This is a genomic window from Agromyces excoecariae (assembly GCF_051715505.1).
In the GTDB taxonomy this organism is placed as follows: domain Bacteria; phylum Actinomycetota; class Actinomycetes; order Actinomycetales; family Microbacteriaceae; genus Agromyces.
This window is the reverse complement of sequence record NZ_JBPSLA010000004.1, coordinates 323,966-339,277: the sequence shown is the minus strand read 5'-3', so window position 1 is coordinate 339,277 and position 15,312 is coordinate 323,966. Positions and strand designations below refer to the sequence as shown.

At 71.5% G+C, this 15,312-nt stretch carries 17 protein-coding genes; 11 read left to right on the top strand and 6 right to left on the bottom strand.

Annotated features, from left to right (window positions below):
- The first annotated feature begins 39 nt into the window (after positions 1-39).
- Both speB and ACSJD1_RS06390 read left to right on the top strand, forming a co-directional pair.
- On the top strand, positions 40-1,041 hold the full coding sequence (gene speB / locus ACSJD1_RS06395; RefSeq protein ID WP_438854475.1) for an agmatinase: 1,002 nt from the start codon (positions 40-42) through the stop codon (positions 1,039-1,041).
- 82 nt (positions 1,042-1,123) lie between these two features.
- Positions 1,124-1,870 carry a formylglycine-generating enzyme family protein gene (locus tag ACSJD1_RS06390; protein ID WP_438854474.1) on the top strand — a complete coding sequence of 249 codons (747 nt, stop codon included), beginning with the start codon at positions 1,124-1,126 and terminating at the stop codon, positions 1,868-1,870.
- Positions 1,871-1,954: 84 nt separating this feature from the next.
- Here the strand turns inward: ACSJD1_RS06390 and ACSJD1_RS06385 are convergent, their stop codons facing one another.
- Complete coding sequence (locus ACSJD1_RS06385) at positions 1,955-3,382, bottom strand: APC family permease (protein WP_438854473.1); 1,428 nt, start codon at positions 3,380-3,382, stop codon at positions 1,955-1,957.
- A gap of 126 nt (positions 3,383-3,508) precedes the next feature.
- Positions 3,509-4,489 (bottom strand): oxidoreductase, encoded by a 981-nt coding sequence (locus ACSJD1_RS06380; RefSeq protein ID WP_438854472.1) that lies wholly within the window; start codon positions 4,487-4,489, stop codon positions 3,509-3,511.
- Positions 4,490-4,535: 46 nt separating this feature from the next.
- Here ACSJD1_RS06380 and ACSJD1_RS06375 point away from each other — a divergent pair, with 46 nt between their 5' ends.
- Positions 4,536-4,961, top strand: a complete 426-nt coding sequence (locus tag ACSJD1_RS06375; protein ID WP_438854471.1) for a MerR family transcriptional regulator — start codon at positions 4,536-4,538, stop codon at positions 4,959-4,961.
- A gap of 63 nt (positions 4,962-5,024) precedes the next feature.
- Here the strand turns inward: ACSJD1_RS06375 and ACSJD1_RS06370 are convergent, their stop codons facing one another.
- The gene (locus tag ACSJD1_RS06370; RefSeq protein WP_438854470.1) at positions 5,025-5,384 is read right to left on the bottom strand and encodes an iron chaperone; all 360 of its coding nucleotides are present in this window, start codon (positions 5,382-5,384) and stop codon (positions 5,025-5,027) included.
- A 266-nt stretch (positions 5,385-5,650) separates the two neighbouring features.
- Between ACSJD1_RS06370 and ACSJD1_RS06365 the strand changes: the two genes are divergently transcribed.
- Both ACSJD1_RS06365 and ACSJD1_RS06360 read left to right on the top strand, forming a co-directional pair.
- Complete coding sequence (locus ACSJD1_RS06365) at positions 5,651-6,313, top strand: hypothetical protein (RefSeq protein ID WP_438854469.1); 663 nt, start codon at positions 5,651-5,653, stop codon at positions 6,311-6,313.
- On the top strand, positions 6,310-7,089 hold the full coding sequence (locus ACSJD1_RS06360; protein ID WP_438854468.1) for a PspA/IM30 family protein: 780 nt from the start codon (positions 6,310-6,312) through the stop codon (positions 7,087-7,089). Before ACSJD1_RS06365 ends, ACSJD1_RS06360 begins: the two co-directional genes overlap by 4 nt.
- 19 nt (positions 7,090-7,108) lie before the next feature.
- On the opposite strand, the gene ACSJD1_RS06355 is transcribed toward ACSJD1_RS06360, so the two are convergent.
- A complete protein-coding gene (locus tag ACSJD1_RS06355; RefSeq protein WP_438854467.1) occupies positions 7,109-7,801 on the bottom strand; it encodes a YdeI/OmpD-associated family protein in 693 nt (230 codons plus the stop codon).
- Positions 7,802-8,096: 295 nt separating this feature from the next.
- Here ACSJD1_RS06355 and ACSJD1_RS06350 point away from each other — a divergent pair, with 295 nt between their 5' ends.
- The 6 genes from ACSJD1_RS06350 to ACSJD1_RS06325 all read left to right on the top strand — a co-directional run bounded on the left by ACSJD1_RS06350 (position 8,097) and on the right by ACSJD1_RS06325 (position 14,036).
- Positions 8,097-10,535 (top strand): M14 family metallopeptidase, encoded by a 2,439-nt coding sequence (locus tag ACSJD1_RS06350; protein ID WP_438854466.1) that lies wholly within the window; start codon positions 8,097-8,099, stop codon positions 10,533-10,535.
- Positions 10,536-10,614: 79 nt separating this feature from the next.
- Positions 10,615-10,944, top strand: a complete 330-nt coding sequence (locus ACSJD1_RS06345; RefSeq protein ID WP_438854465.1) for a nuclear transport factor 2 family protein — start codon at positions 10,615-10,617, stop codon at positions 10,942-10,944.
- 308 nt (positions 10,945-11,252) lie between these two features.
- Entirely contained in the window at positions 11,253-11,609 is a 357-nt protein-coding gene (locus ACSJD1_RS06340; protein WP_438854464.1) for a three-helix bundle dimerization domain-containing protein, read from the top strand.
- Positions 11,610-11,695: 86 nt separating this feature from the next.
- On the top strand, positions 11,696-12,235 hold the full coding sequence (locus ACSJD1_RS06335) for a bifunctional nuclease family protein (RefSeq protein ID WP_438854463.1): 540 nt from the start codon (positions 11,696-11,698) through the stop codon (positions 12,233-12,235).
- Positions 12,236-12,294: 59 nt separating this feature from the next.
- Complete coding sequence (locus tag ACSJD1_RS06330; RefSeq protein WP_438854462.1) at positions 12,295-13,200, top strand: potassium channel family protein; 906 nt, start codon at positions 12,295-12,297, stop codon at positions 13,198-13,200.
- A gap of 41 nt (positions 13,201-13,241) precedes the next feature.
- A complete protein-coding gene (locus ACSJD1_RS06325; RefSeq protein WP_438854461.1) occupies positions 13,242-14,036 on the top strand; it encodes an alpha/beta fold hydrolase in 795 nt (264 codons plus the stop codon).
- A 38-nt stretch (positions 14,037-14,074) separates the two neighbouring features.
- Here the strand turns inward: ACSJD1_RS06325 and ACSJD1_RS06320 are convergent, their stop codons facing one another.
- The gene (locus ACSJD1_RS06320) at positions 14,075-14,419 is read right to left on the bottom strand and encodes a CHY zinc finger protein (protein WP_438854460.1); all 345 of its coding nucleotides are present in this window, start codon (positions 14,417-14,419) and stop codon (positions 14,075-14,077) included.
- Positions 14,420-14,463: 44 nt separating this feature from the next.
- Complete coding sequence (locus ACSJD1_RS06315; protein WP_438854459.1) at positions 14,464-15,228, bottom strand: DUF6518 family protein; 765 nt, start codon at positions 15,226-15,228, stop codon at positions 14,464-14,466.
- Positions 15,229-15,312 lie beyond the last annotated feature (84 nt).

Genomic DNA, 15,312 nt, shown 5'->3' with positions numbered 1-15,312 from the left:
CAGCAGACCGCCGACTCCCGCACTTCGAAAGGACTCGAGATGAACAACTCGAACCCCGAGCACCCGGATGCCGCGGCATCCGCCCCGGCCGGCAGACCCGCCTCAGCACCCATCGGACCCGTCGACGCGAGTCGCGTCCCGCGCTTCGCGGGCATCGCCACGTTCGCGCGCCTCCCGCGCCTGGAGGACGTGCCGCGAGCCGACATCGCGGTCGTCGGCGTGCCGTTCGACAGCGGGGTGAGCTACCGGCCGGGTGCGCGCTTCGGCCCGGCGCACGTGCGCGAGGCGTCCCGGCTGCTCCGTCCGTACAACCCCGCACAGGACGTCTCCCCGTTCGCGACCCAGCAGGTGGCGGATGCCGGCGACCTCGCCGTCAACCCGTTCGACATCGACGAGGCCGTCGCCGACGTCGAGGCCGGCGCCCGGGCGCTCGACGACCGCGCCGACCGCCTGGTCGTCATCGGCGGCGACCACACGATCGCGCTGCCGCTGCTCCGCGCGGTGCATGCGAAGCACGGCCCGGTCGCGGTGCTCCACTTCGACGCGCACCTCGACACCTGGGACACGTACTTCGGGGCCCCCGTGACGCACGGCACGCCGTTCCGCCGCGCGTCGGAGGAGGGCCTCATCGACCTGACCGCCAGCATGCACGTCGGTACGCGCGGCCCGCTCTACGGCGTCGAGGACCTCGCCGACGACGAGCGGCTCGGCTTCGCGATCGCGACGAGCGAGGACATCGAGGAGCACGGCGTCGCCGCCGTGATCGAGCGCATCCGCACGCGGATCGGCGACGTGCCGCTCTACATCTCGATCGACATCGACGTGCTCGACCCCGCGCACGCGCCCGGCACCGGAACGCCCGAGGCGGGTGGCCTCACGAGCCGTGAGCTGCTGCGCATCCTGCGGGCGCTCGCCGACAAGCGCATCGTCGGGGCCGACGTCGTCGAGGTCGCGCCGGCGTACGACCATGCGCAGCTCACGGCGGTCGCGGCGTCCCACGTCGCCTACGAGCTGATCAGCGCGATGGCGCCGCGCGGCTGAGAGCGCAACGGCCATGGGGCTCACGGCGTCCGCGCCGGCACTCGGCCGCCGGCATCCGAGCGGGGCGTGAAAGACTGCCCCGATGACCGCCGACATCGAGCTCGCGCGCATCGACGGCGGCACCGTCGCGATGCACGACGCCCGCCGGAAGCTGCGGTGGAGCGTCGAGCTCGAGCCGTTCGAGATCGGCGTGTACCCGGTCACGCAGGAGCAGCTCGCCGAGATGCTGGGGGAGACGGCCACGCACCCGCGCCGACCCGCCACCGGGGTGAGCTGGCTCCGCGCCATCCGGTTCTGCAACGCCGCGTCGGAGTGGGAGGGGCTCGACCCGGCGTACGCCTTCGACGGGGAGGAAGTCGCCTGGCACGTCGACGCCGACGGCTTCCGGCTGCCGACCGAGGCCGAGTGGGAGTTCGCCTGTCGGGCCGGTTCGACGACGCCGCACTACGGCCCGCTCGACGAGATCGCGTGGACGAGTGCCGACGGGGTCACCGCCCCGCAGGACATCGGCGGCAAGCTGCCGAACCTCAACGGCCTGTTCGACACGCTCGGCAACGTGTGGGAGTGGTGCTGGGACCTGCTCGATCCGGCCCGCTACGACGAGTACCGGGTGTTCCGCGGCGGCGGGTTCGCCGACGACGCCTGGAGCGTGCGGGCGTCGGTGCGCCGCGGGGGAGCGCCGCGCATGCACCACGACGACGTCGGGTTCCGGGTCGCTCGGGGCGGGTTCGATGCGACGGATGCCGCGCAGGGCTGGTCGGCGCAGGCCGACCTCGAGCGCGCGATGGCCGACGGTCCACTGCCGCCGGGCTGGACGCCCCGGCGCTGACCGGTCGCGACGCTCCGCGCCGCATGCGGAGGCGCCGCCCGGATCGGAATCCGGACGGCGCCTCGGCCCCTGTGCGCGGGTGGGCTACTCGGCGGCGTGCAGGCGCTCGCGGTCGTCCTCGAGCAGGGCGTCCTCGCCTTCGGCGCCCTCGGCGATGACCTCGTCCTCCTGCACCGACATGCGGAGCCGGCGGCGGAACGCCCGCGTCATGACGAGCAGCGCGACGAAGCCGATCGCGAGCCAGATGAGGCCGTAGGTCATGGCGTCGGCGCTCACGTTGAGCCAGAGCACGACCGTCAGCACCACGCCGATCGCGGGCAGCACGATGTTCCGCAGGACCTGCCGGGCCGTCTTCACCTCGCGCCGGCGGACGGCGAAGTGCAGGATGACCGCGAGGTTCACGACCGTGAATGCGATCAGCGCGCCGAAGTTGATCATCGAGAAGATGAAGTCGAGGTCGGCGATCGCCGCGCCGAGGGAGACGACGCCGACGAGGACGACGGCGACGGCCGGGGTGCGGAACTTCGGGTGCACGTACGACAGGCGACGAGCGAGCGGGCCGTCGCCGTTGCGGCCCATGACGTAGATCATGCGCGAGACGCTGGCGTGCGACGACAGGCTCGATGCGGCCGCCGCGGCGATCGCCGCCGAGACGAAGAAGATCTGGAAGAGCATGCCGCCGACCGAGTAGGCGATCTCGGGGAGGGCGGTGCCCTCGGTGAAGCCCTCGGTGACCGGGAACAGCGACTGGGCGAACCATCCGGCGGTGAAGAAGATCACGCCGCCGATGACGAGCGAGAGGACGATCGCCTTCGGCACGGTGTTGGCGTCCTTCGCCTCCTCGGTGTACATCGTGATGGCGTCGAATCCGATGAACGAGAAGCAGACGATCGTCGCGGCGCTGATGACCGTCGCGATCTGCACGTTGGCGTGGTAGAGCGGCTCGATGCTGAACGCGGTGCCGTTGCCCGCACCCTGCTGGAGCGCGCCGAATGCGAGGAGGACGAAGACGGCCATGAGTACGACCTGGAACACGACGAGCGTGCCGTTCACGCGCGAGGTCGACGAGATGCTCCACAGGTTGAGCATCGTGATGAGGGCGACGTACCCGACGACCCAGATCCAGCCCGGCACCTCGGGGAAGAACGACTCGAGGTACTGGCGCACGAGGAGCGCGTTGACGAGCGGCAGCAGCAGGTAGTCGAGGAGGGCCGTCCAGCCGACGAGGAAGCCCGCGTTCGGGTGGATCGTCTCGGAGGCGTACGTGTACGCGGAACCGGCCGACGGGTAGACCCGCGTCATGCGGCCGTAGCTGATCGCGGTGAACAGCATCACGACGAGGGCGAACGTGTACGCGAGCGGCACGACGCCGCCGCTCTCGTCGGACACGTAGCCGAAGGTGTCGAACACGGTCATGGGCGTCATGTAGCCGAGGCCGAGGCCGACGATGGCCCAGAGGCCGAGCGAACGCCGCAGTTTCGTCGGGCGTGCCGTGAGTGCAGAGGTGGTCATGGTGGTTCCTGTCGTCGCCATTGATCGAGCGGGGAGACCCTACGTGACGCCTGGCGCGACCACCGTCGCCACGATGGTGATCACCCGATCAACAGTTCGCCACGCTGTCCACTCCGACCGTCCGACTCAGCCCAGCGGGTCCAGCCCCGTCGCGGCCACCGAGAGCTCCCAGAGACGCTCGGCCGACGGCACGTCGATGGCCCATTCCTTGACGCCGCCCGTCCGCAGGTCCGCGTGGTCGGGCGGCACGACGCCCTTCAACGAGCAGTCCTCGCAGTAGACGCCGCCGCGCGTCAGGAGTTCGGGCGCGGTCGCGGCCCAGAGGCCCGTCGAGGCGCCCTCGGCGGGCGTCTTGAAGAGCGGATTCGGATTGCCGTCCTCATCGATCCACTGGCGGGCCAGCAGTTCCTCACGCGGCATGTGGCGCTGCAGGTCGGTCATGATGCCGCCCGGATGCGCCGAGTAGGCGTGGATGCCGCGCGCGCCGCCGCGGGCGTCGAGCCCGACGGCGAAGAGGGCGTTGGCCGTCTTGGACTGGCCGTACGCGATCCACGGGTCGTAGGGAGTGCTCTCGAAGTCGATGTCGTCGAACCGCACGGGCGAGCGGTAATGGGCGGTCGACGAGTACGAGACGACGCGCGCGCCGTCGACGAGCAGGTCGGCGACGCCGCCGACGAGCGCGAAGTGGCCGAGGTGGTTGGTTCCGAACTGCCATTCCCAGCCCTGCGGGGTGCGCTGGTGGGGCGACGCCATGACGCCCGCGACGTTGATCACGAGGTCGATCGGCGCGCCGTCCTCGCGGACGGAGGCGGTGAGGGCCGCGACCGAGTCGAGGTCGCCGAGGTCCATCGGCCGGACCTCGACGCCGGGGACGTCGGCCAGGGCTGCGGATGCCGCTTCGGGGCGACGTGCCGGCACGAGCACGGACACGCCGGCGTCGGCGAGTGCCTTCACGGTCTCGAGGCCGAGCCCGGAGTAGCCGCCGGTGACGATCGCGCGCTTCCCGGCGAGGTCGTGCCCGGCGATGACCTCGGCCGCGGTGGTCCGGTATCCGAAGGCGGTCTCGAGCGGCTGCTGGCGGGCGATCATGTCCTGTGTGGTGACCATGTCCCGAGGCTAGGATCTCGAGCGCACTCGAAGTCAAGGAGGCGCGATGTCCATCGGCGCGACGACCGCAGAACGCACCTACACCATCGGCGAGCTCGCCGACCGCTCCGGGATGACCGTGCACACGCTGCGGTGGTACGAATCGCAGGGGCTCTTCCCGGCCGACGTGCCGCGCACCTCCACCGGTCGCCGCGTCTACGGCGAGGACGCGGTGCGGTGGCTGCGACTGCTGGCGCGGCTCCGGGAATCGGGCATGCCCGTGTCGGAGATCCGCAAGTACTCGGACCTGGTTCGCGCCGGCGACGGCAACGAGGGGCAGCGGCTCGACCTGATGGAGCAGCACGTGCACTCGCTCGACGAGCAGATCGCCCAGATGGTCGCCGCCCGCGAGGTGATCCGAGCCAAGATCCTGGACTACCGGCGGATGCTCGCCGAGCGCGGGATCGACCCCGACGCCGACGACGGCTCCTGAGCCGCACGCCGACGTGCGGGGCGGCCGGGGCTCGGGCGGACCCGCCGGCGGCGCGCCCGCGGCTCAGTCGCCCGCGGGGGCACGCCGCGCCACGATCGCGGCGGCGACCCGCCCGATGAGTTCGACGGGCAGATCGGCCGCGTTCGGGAGGTTCACCGAATCCTTGCCGGTGCGCAGCGACGCGACCTCCGACTCGAGCGGCTCGGGCAGCCTCGGTACCGGGTACAGGCCGATGTGGTGCTTCCAGCCGGCGTAGTGCAGCGCGTAGCGGCCGCCGAGCATGACCGCGGCGATGCCGTAGCGCATCTTCTCCTCGACCGGCGGCGGGACCTCGGCGACGATCGCGGCGCGCACCCGGCGGAGACGATCGGCGACGTCGTCGGGGAACGACGCGATGTACTCGTCCACGGTCTGGGCGGCCATGTCGGCCATGGTGGCACCGCGAGGCCATGGCCGCCAGAGGGCGGCGCGAGGCCGGGCCGCCTGCGCGCCTGCGCGCACACTGCGAATTCGCACCGACCCCTGCCGTTTCCGGCCGACCTGGCGTAGATTGCGATATATCGCGTCGAGACACGTTATATCGCGTCGTCGTCGGCGTGATGTCCGCAGCGACGACGCGACGGGGAGGGGCGGCGCATGGACTCGGATGACCGCGGAGGATTCCGCGTGGACCTGACGGGGAGCCGGACATGAGCGGCCTCGAGGTCGTGCTCGCGGCGCTCGGCATCATCGTGCTCTTCGGGATCGCGTGCTTCGTCACGCTGGTGCTCGTCGTGCGGCACGTCTACCGTCGCATCCGGCACAGCCGCCGCGTCGACGGTGCGCTCATGCGGGGTCGCGCCAAGGTGAGTCGAGGGCCGCAGCGCACGATCCTCGACCTGCGGGTGCGGCTCGACGATGCGATCGCGAGCGGGCAGGCCGCCGTCGACCTCGCCGGGCAGGGCGGGGGTCCGCGCGGCGAGCTTCCGGGCATCTTCCGGCGGATCCGCGAAGCGGGCGCGTCACTCGACGCGCAGCTCCGCCTGATGGAGAGCGAGATCGACCGGTCCGTGCTCACCACCGAGCTCCCGGCGGCCGAGGAGCGCGTCCGCCAGGTCGAGGCGCTGGTCCGGCGCATCCGCTCGGCCGTCGCCTCCGCCCTCGCCGGAGCGAGCGACGACGGCCTCACCGGGCTGCGCGCGGATGTCGACCGGGAAGTCGCCGCGCTGAACGCCGGTGTGGAGGAGCTCCACGCGCTGAGCCTGCGCGACCTCGCCGCCGAACCGATCCGGCGGCCCACGACCCCCACGGTGCGAGCGACCTCGCCCGTGACCGACAGCTCACCCGTTCGAGACAAGGGGAACCGACCATGAGCGACAACGCCTCCCGGATGCGCACCATCTTCCGGAGCAAGACCACCAAGGCCCTCGACCGGATCGAGGACCCGCGCGACACCCTCGACGACAGTTACGACCAGCAGGTCAAGCTGCTGCACGAGGTGCGGCGCGCCGTCGCCGAGGTGGCGACCGCGAAGAAGCGCATCGAGCTTCAGGGGCAGGAGATGGGCGGCCGGTACCAGCGGCTCGGCGCGCAGGCCAGGGATGCGCTGTCGCAGGGCCACGAGGACCTCGCGCGCGCGGCGCTCGAGCGACGCGCGCTGCTCGAGGGAGAGGTCGCGAAGCTGCAGGCGCAGTACACCTCGCTCGAGAAGCAGGCGTCGCAGCTCCAGGAACGGGAGCGGCGGCTGACCGACCAGATCGCGGCGTTCCGGGTCGAGAAGGAGACGATCAAGGCCACCTACACCGCCTCGGCCGCGCAGGTGCGCGCCAATGAGGCGGTCGCGGGCCTCAGCGCCAACATCGACGACATCGGCACGAGCCTCGACCGCGCCCGTGACCGGGTCGCCCAGATGCAGGCGCGGGCCGCGGCCACCGACGAGCTGCTCTCGAGCGGCGTGCTCAAGGACCTGACGGCGGCGCCCGACGCCGACATCGAGCGGCAGCTCGCGGCGATCACGGCGCAGGCCGAGGTCGAGCGGCGCCTGCAGTCGATGCGGGATGCCACCGGCTCGGACGCGTCCGGATCGGTCGACCGTGCGGACCAGGGGCCCGACGGCTGGCTGAGCATCGGACAGGGGCCGACGACCTGAGCCCGCGTACGGGCTGAGCTCAGGAGGGCTCGGGCGCGCCGCCGCCTGCTCCGGCCGCCGCCCGGGCCGCCGCTGCCGCCTTCTCGACCCACTTGGGCGTCGCGCCGTACTGCTGGAACGGCACGAGCCGACCGGTCGCGCTGTGCTCGAGGAGCTGCGACATCCGTCGTTCTCGCGTGGCCTCCTGCTTCGCCGACAGCACCCAGTGGACGACGATCTTCCGGTAGCTCGGCGTCGCCGCCTGCCAGAACGCGGATGCCGCGGCATCCGCCTCGAGCACGGCCGTGAACTCGGGCGGGAGCGCTCCCTCGGGGTTCTCGAACGAGTAGATCGCCGAGCGGTCGTCGCTGCGGCGCTCGTACGCCGCGACGCCCGCCGGCCGCATGCGCCCCTCGGCGGTGAGGCGTTCGACGTGCGCGATGTTCACCGCCGACCAGTTGCTCTTCGGCTTGCGCGGGGTCCACCGCTGGCGCCGAGCGACGTCGTCGATGCGCTGCGACACCGAATCGATCCAGCCGAAGCAGAGCGCCTCGGGCACCGCCTCCTCCCAGGTGAGCCCGCGTTCGGGCGCGCCCTTCTTGTACAGGCCCATCCAGAGTTCGGTCTCGGTCTCGTGATTGGCCTCGAGCCAGGCCCGGAATTCGGCGGGGCCGGAGAAGAACAGTGCCGGTCGATCGGGCGTGCCGCCCGGCGTGCCGATGGAGCCGCTCATGCCTCGAGTCTGGCAGGGGCCACCGACGTCCGCGGCGCCGCGTCCCGATCGGGAACCGGCTGCGGGTCCGCGCCGATCGTCCGCCGTGGCATCCGCTGAACGTGCAATTCGTCCCGACTACTTTTGACATTGTTGACGCGAAAGTTGCCTGACCGATAGACAGAGCCCACGCTCGGCCCGGTCCGCACCCGCGGCCCGGGTCGGCCGGCCGGGACGCGGGGACGGCGACGAGACATGCGAACCCCTCCGGCGCAGGCTCCATCTCAGGGTCACCGCAACGAGGGGGAAGACATCGATGTCCACGACCAGACGCAGGGTGCTCGGAGGGTCGGCGGCATTCGCCGCGCTCGCCGGGCTCATCCTCACCAGCATGACGCCCATCAGTCCGGCGAGCGGCACCGAACCGGTGCCCGACCTCGTCCGGAACGCCGGTGACGAGGTCGCCGTCGTCGAGGTGATCGTCGCCGACACTGCGGAGCTCGACCGCCTGGTCGACACCGGCGTCGACCTCGACCACGCCGCGCACGCGAACCCCGACGGCACGATCACGGCTCACGCCGTGATCAGCGACGACGAGGCGGAGGCGCTGCGCGCTCGCGGGTTCGCGGTCGGCACATCCCTCCACGACGAGGACGACACCGCCGAGGTGCTCGCCGAGCGCGACGCGACGATCGCCGAGGCCGTCGCCGCGAACGCGGAGTTCGCCGAGGCAGCGGAGGCCGCCGACGTCTCCGACGTCAAGATCATCCGCGCCGACTACTACACCTCGTTCGGCGTCGGCTACCTCTCCGTCGAGGCCAAGTGGGCCGACGGCCAGACGAACTCGTCGCAGCTGACGGTGGAGCGCGACAGCGGAGCCGGCACCGACCTCGGATCGGGCGGCACGCAGAACATCAGCCGCTTCGTCGACGCGGGCGTCTACCTCTACCACCGGGGTGCCGCCGTCGTCGAGACGCGACCCGACACCATCCGCATCGTCAGCCCGACCGGCGACGTCGCCACGGCGAAGGTGAACGACTGGCTGCCGATCGACGGCGACGATGCGTACGGGCCGAACTACCAGTCCGACTTCATCACGTCGTACCTGACGCCGACGGAGCTCTACGACCGCATCAAGGACCTGGCCGCCGAGTTCCCGCAGATCTCGGAGATCGTCGAGCTGCCGCACAAGACCAACGGCTACCGGCGCCTCGCGCAGGCCGTGCTCGGTTCCGGCAGCAGCACCCGCGTCGCGGTCGACTCGATCGCCTGGGGCCACGAGGGCGGCAACGACCTCAGCATCGTGACGGTCGATCCCGGTGCGCCGAACTCGCCGCTCTCGGTCGCCGTCTCCGGCGACGAGATCACGGTGTCGCTCGCGACGGACTCCTCCGGCGTGGTCACGAGCACCGCGGCGCAGGTCGTCGCGGCGATCAACGCCTCGCCCGCGGCATCCGCCCTCGTCGTCGCGTACACGTACCGCGGCAACGCCGGGTCGGGCGTCGTCGCTCCCGCCGCGGCGGACCTCACCGACGACCTGTCGGCACCCGAGACCGTCTCGCGCGACCCGCACCCCGTGTACGCGATCCGCATCGGCAAGGTCCGCGACGGCTCCAAGCCCGGCGTGCTCGCCTATGCGCAGGAGCACGCGCGCGAATGGGTGCCGCCGCTCGTCGCCGTCGAGACCGCGGAACGCATGCTGCGCAACTACGCGCAGGATGCCGAGACCAAGCGCCTCGTGAACAACCTCGACATCTGGATCGTGCCGTCGGTCAACCCGGATGGCGGTCACTACTCGTTCTACGACTTCAACTCGCAGCGCAAGAACATGTTCAACCACTGCGAGCGGACGGGCAGCGCCGACTTCCTCGCGAGGGACAGCTGGGGCGTCGACAACAACCGCAACTACGACACCTACAGCCTCTTCGACGGGTACAACGGCGCGTCGACCTCGTGCACGAGCAGCACGTACGCCGGCCCGAGCGAGCTGAGCGAGCCGGAGAGCGCCAACATCGACTGGATCGCGGCCGAGAACCCGAACATCGAGTTCTCGATGAACCTGCACAGCTCGGGCAACTACTTCATGTGGTCGCCCGGTGCGTACATCACGCCGGGACGCATCTCGGCGCCGCGTCCGACGGTCGAGGACGAGGCCTACTTCTGGGGCGCCTCGTCGCGGATCCTGTCCGAGATCAAGCGGTACCGCGGCATGTCGGTGACGCCGGCGCGCACGGGCCCCGTCTCCGACGTGCTGTACTCGGCGGCCGGGAACTCCGGTGACATGCTCTGGTACAAGTACGGGATCTACGCCTGGAACTTCGAGGTCGGCACGCAGTTCCAGCCGCCGTTCGAGAGCGCGAACCCGTCCGGGGCCTCGGCCCATGCCGAGTCGCAGGAATTCGCGAACGGCCTCGTCGAACTCATGCGCGTGGCGTACGACTTCGACAAGGACTCGCAGCGACCGTCGAGCTCGATGGTGGTCTCGGCGAGCGCCGAGGCGGGGATGGTCGACCTCGTGTTCGAGACGTCGGAGCCCGCATCGGTGTTCTACACGATCGACGGGTCCAAGCCGACGTTCGCCTCGACGCTGTACGCGTCGGCGGGCATCCGCGAGGCCGGCGAGACGGTGACCGTGCCCGCGGGCACCGTGGTCAAGTGGTTCTCCGTCGACGCCGCGGGCAACGTCGAGAAGAACTACAAGCCCGGTGGCGGCGGGTCCAACTTCAGCACAATGACGGCCGTCGCGCCGAGCTGATCCGGCCCGACCCGAACCGGCTGCGGCCGCGGCGTCCGAACGGATGCCGCGGCCGCGGTCGTCGGCGTAGGGTGTGCCCATGTCCGACACCGCCATGCCCGACGCCATCCGGGCGTTCGTCGACACCACCAACGCCGGTGACTCCGCGGGGTTCGTCGCCGCCTTCACCGAGGACGCCTACCTCAACGACTGGGGGCGGGAGTTCCACGGCCGCGACGGCGTCGCGAGCTGGAACGAGACCGACAACATCGGCAAGCAGTCCCACTTCGACGTGCACGGCATCAGGGCCGGGCGGATGCCGGAACAGTACCTGCTGACGGTCACCGTGTCGGGCGAGGGCTACAACGGTCCCGGCACCTTCACCTTCGACCTCCGCGACGGGCTGATCGCGCGGTTCCTCATCGCATGACCCGGCCCTGAGCCTGCCGCGCGGCGCATGCACGCGAGGTGAACGGGTCTTCACATCGTGACATCGGATGCGCGGCCCTGCCGTCCGCGGTCGCGAACTCCGAGCGCCGCCCGCGCGATCTGCTCGCGCCGGTCCTTCGGCCTGACTCGGCGGACGTCCGTTGCAGCGGTCGGCGTCGCTCCCGGCGTGTCCATCAGCGCAGATTACTGCAGCAGGTCGGCGCGTTCGCGTGAACGCACGTTCACAAGAAGTCTCGGTCGCGATTCCCTGCGCTTGCACAGGGCGACTCGACGGCGCACACTGCATCCATGACCACTGAAGCCGATGAACAGCAGGCCGTCGAGCACGTCGTCGCCCGCCTGCTGGAGCGCTTCCCCTCCCTCGCCGAGGATCACGTCCACGCGATCGTCGACGAGGAGCACCACCGGTTCGACGGTCGACCGGTCCGCGACTTCGTCCCCGTGCTCGTCGAGCGGGAGGCGCGCAAGCGCCTCGCCGCCGAGGCGCCGAGCGTCCGCGTCGATCCGGATGCCGCGGAGCTCGCGGCCGCGGACCAGGTCCGACGGACCGGCGGAGCCGAGGCCGATCCGTCGGAGGTCGCCCGTCGGAGCGACGTGGAGGGCAGCGACTTCCTGTTCGGCGACCTGGGCGGCCGGGCTTCCTGACCGCCCGCTCGCCGAAGGCCGACCGCACGGTCGGCGGGCTCCGCGACGGGACCTTCCGCCGGTGGCCCGACGCCCCCGGACGTACCATGGCAGGACCACGCCCCGACCCGCAGACGGGAGTCGCCATGGTCCAGGTCCGCGTCCTCGGGATCGCGCTCGACGCGGCCCGGCAGCACATCGTGCTGCTGAAGCCGCTCGGCGAGGAGGCGGCCGAAGGGCGCGTGCTGCCGATCTGGATCGGCGAGCAGGAGGCGACGTCCATCCTGATCGCGCTGGGCGGCGACCACGCCCCGCGTCCGCTGACGCACGACCTGATGGTCACCCTCATCGAAGCCGTGGGCGGCAGCATCGAGCGCATCGACGTGACCCGCATCGAGGAGGGGACGTTCTACGCCGAACTGACGCTCGTCACACCGACGGGCCCTCTCGTGATCGACTCGCGGCCGTCGGATGCGATCGGCATGGCCGTGCGCGTGGATGCGCCGGTGTTCGTGGCGGAGGCCGTGATGGATGACGCCGGCATCCCCGCCGAGATGGTCGAGCACCACGACAGCGAGGACGAGGAGAAGCTCGAGGAGTTCAAGAAGTTCCTCGAGGACGTCGACCCGGAGGACTTCCAGGGCTGACCCGTCGCCCGTCGCGATGCGCGACGACGTCGGCTGCGGCGCCCTCGTAGCATGGGCGCGTGAGCGTGGTGTCGGTCGTCGCCGGAGTGGTCCTCATCGGCATGGGCCTCAACGAGGTCTTCCACACGGTGCTGCATCCGACCGGTCGCGGGCGGCTCTCCCACGTCGCGGCGAGCTCGACCTGGGCCCTGACCTCGCGGTTCGGACGACGAGGGCGCACGGTCGCGGGGCCGATCGCCGCCGTGGCGGTCGTGACGGTGTGGGCCCTCCTGCAGATCACCGGCTGGGCCCTCGTCTACCTGCCGTTCGTTCCCGACGGCTTCGCCTACAACGAGGGGATCGACCCGGAGTCGTACCCGCCGATCATCGAGGCGCTGTACTTCTCCGTCGTGAACATGTCGACGCTCGGACTCGGCGACGTCTACCCGACCGACCCGTGGCTGCGCGTCTTCGCGCCGTTCCAGGGGCTGATCGGCTTCGCCCTGCTCACCGCCGCGGTCGCCTGGTTCCTCCAGCTCTACCCCGACCTGGGGCGGCGCCGCACCCTCGCGCTCCGCATCGCGCTCATCCAGCGCGCCGACACGGCCGGACACCTCCTCAACATGGAGTCGGCGAGCTCGACCGGCCTGCTCGATTCCCTGACCGCCGATCTCGCGCAGTCCCGTGTCGACGTGTGGCAGAACTCCGAGTCGTACTACTTCACCGAGTCAGAGGCGACGGCGTCGCTCGCCGCGCAACTGCCCTACGCACTGCACCTGGCCCGGCTCGCCCGGAGCTCGTCGGACCGGACCGTCCGCAACAGCGGGCAGATGCTCGAGGAGGCGATCGACGACTTCGCCGACGTGCTCCGCGATCGGTTCATGCCGTCCGCCGGCGACACCGCCGCGGTCCTGCGCGAGTACGCGCGGCAGCACCGCCAACAGCCGACCGTCCCGGAGGGACCCGCCGGACCGCCGCGCGACTGAGGGCGAGCCCACGACGGCGTCGGCGCGGCAGAATGGCCGACATGGATGCCGCGTTCCCCGCCCTGACCGACATGCCCGCGCCGCAGTTCGTCATGTCGGGCGAGGGGCGTCGGATCGCGACCTACTCGTGGGGTGAGGAGGATGCGCCGACCGTGCTGTGCGTGCACGGCTTCGCCTCGAGCTGCCGCGACAACTGGGCGAGCACGGGCTGGATCCGCGACCTGCTGCGCGCCGGCTACCGGGTGCTCGGCGTCGACCAGCGCGGTCACGGGGCCAGCGACACGCCGCACGAGGCATCCGCCTACGGGATGGACGCGTTCGTCGGCGACCTCGTGACGGTGCTCGACACCTACCTCGTCGACACCGTGCGCTACGTCGGGTACTCGCTCGGCGCCCGGGTCGGCTGGCAGGCCGCCGTGCAGGTGCCCCAGCGGATCGAGCGTGCGGTGCTCGGCGGCATCCCCGACGGCCGGCCGCTCGCGCGGATGCAGATCGAGCAGGCGCGCGCGTACGCCGAGCGCGGCACGCCCGTCGACGACCCGGTCACCCGCAACTACGTGACGCTCGCCGAGCGCGTCGCGGGCAACGACCTGCTCGCGCTCGTCGCGCTCGCCGAGGGGATGCGCGCCGGCGACGCCGACCCCGACCCGACGAACCCCCCGCCGCAGCCGATCCTCTTCGCGACCGGCACCGAGGACGCGATCATCGAGCAGTCGCGCGCACTCGCCGCGGCCACGCCGAGCGGGTCGTTCGCCGAGATCCCGGACCGCCACCACTTCAACGCGCCGGGGTCGCGCGAGTTCCGTCGCGCGGCGATCGAATTCCTGTCGGCCTAGGCCCGCCGTTCGGGCTCCGGCTCGGTCGGCACGGCCCGTCAGCCCTCGGTCTCGAAGTACAGGTGCGTGTGCAGCCGGCAGCCGGGGTTGAAGGCGGCGGCGCACTCGGGGCACGCCTCGACCTCGAGGTAGGTCGCGATGGGCAGCTCGGCACCGCAGGCGCCGCAGAGGACGGCCCGTGCCCCGCGCTCGGCGAGCGGCCACTGCCGAGCCGGATGCCCGGCCGATTCGGCATGGCAGAGATGGCACGGGTAGTACTCGCCGCAGCACGCGAAGCGGATCGCGACGATGTCGAGCTCGGTGCGATAGTGCACGCAACGCGTCTCGTCGTCGACGACCGCGCCGAGCACGCGCGGTCGGGCCGGAGGAGCGGTGCGCGTCATGTGATCCATCATCGCCGATGCCGCACCCCGCGAGCCCCCGAGGCTCACCCGCGGAACACGAGGATCGGCAGCAGCACGAACGCCGACCAGAACAGGCCCGCGACGAGCACCGTGCCCGTGAGCGCCACCAGCACCAGCCCCCACGGCCGCACGCGCAGCGCGCCGACCACGAGCACGATCGCGCCGGTCGCGACCTGCATCCACCACCACGCCGGGCTCGTCGTGTCGGCCACGACCGTGAGCCCGTAGATCCCCTCGCCGATGAGCACGCCGGCGAGCACCGACGTGCCGAGCGCGAGCTGCATGCCCCGGCGCCGGAGCGCGTGCGCCGCACACCCGATCACGGGCCCGGCGAACGCTCCCACGATCGCCCAGGTCGTGGGGTCGAACGCGATGCCGCGCCATCCGGATGCCACGCCGTAGCCGAGCGTGAGCGCGATGAAGCCCGCACCGCCCGCGATCGCGGCCTCGGGGTACCCGCGTGCGAGCAACAGGACGAGGATCGCGGTCGGGATCGTCCAGCCGCCGGCCGAGTTCGCCAGCGACGCCGTCTCGGGCGGCAGCAGGAGCTGACCCCACGAGGTGAGTCCGCCGAGCACGAACGCGACGGCGGCGACCAGCAGGATCCGGCGCGCGGCCGAGAACCACGGATGCCGCGGGGCGCGGACGAGCACGGAGGGGGCGCCGGTCGCCCGCGCATCGACGGGCACCGCGTGCGCCCCCGGGACCACGCCGCCGGGGGCGACCATGCCGGGGACTCCCGCACCGGCCGGACCCGGTCGAGGCGCCCGACGTGTCGTTCGTGCCATGCACCGCACGCTAGACGCGAAGCGGCCGCCCCGCGTCATCCGCTCGGCTGACTCGCAGCAGGTCGTGACCGTGCCGTGACCGAG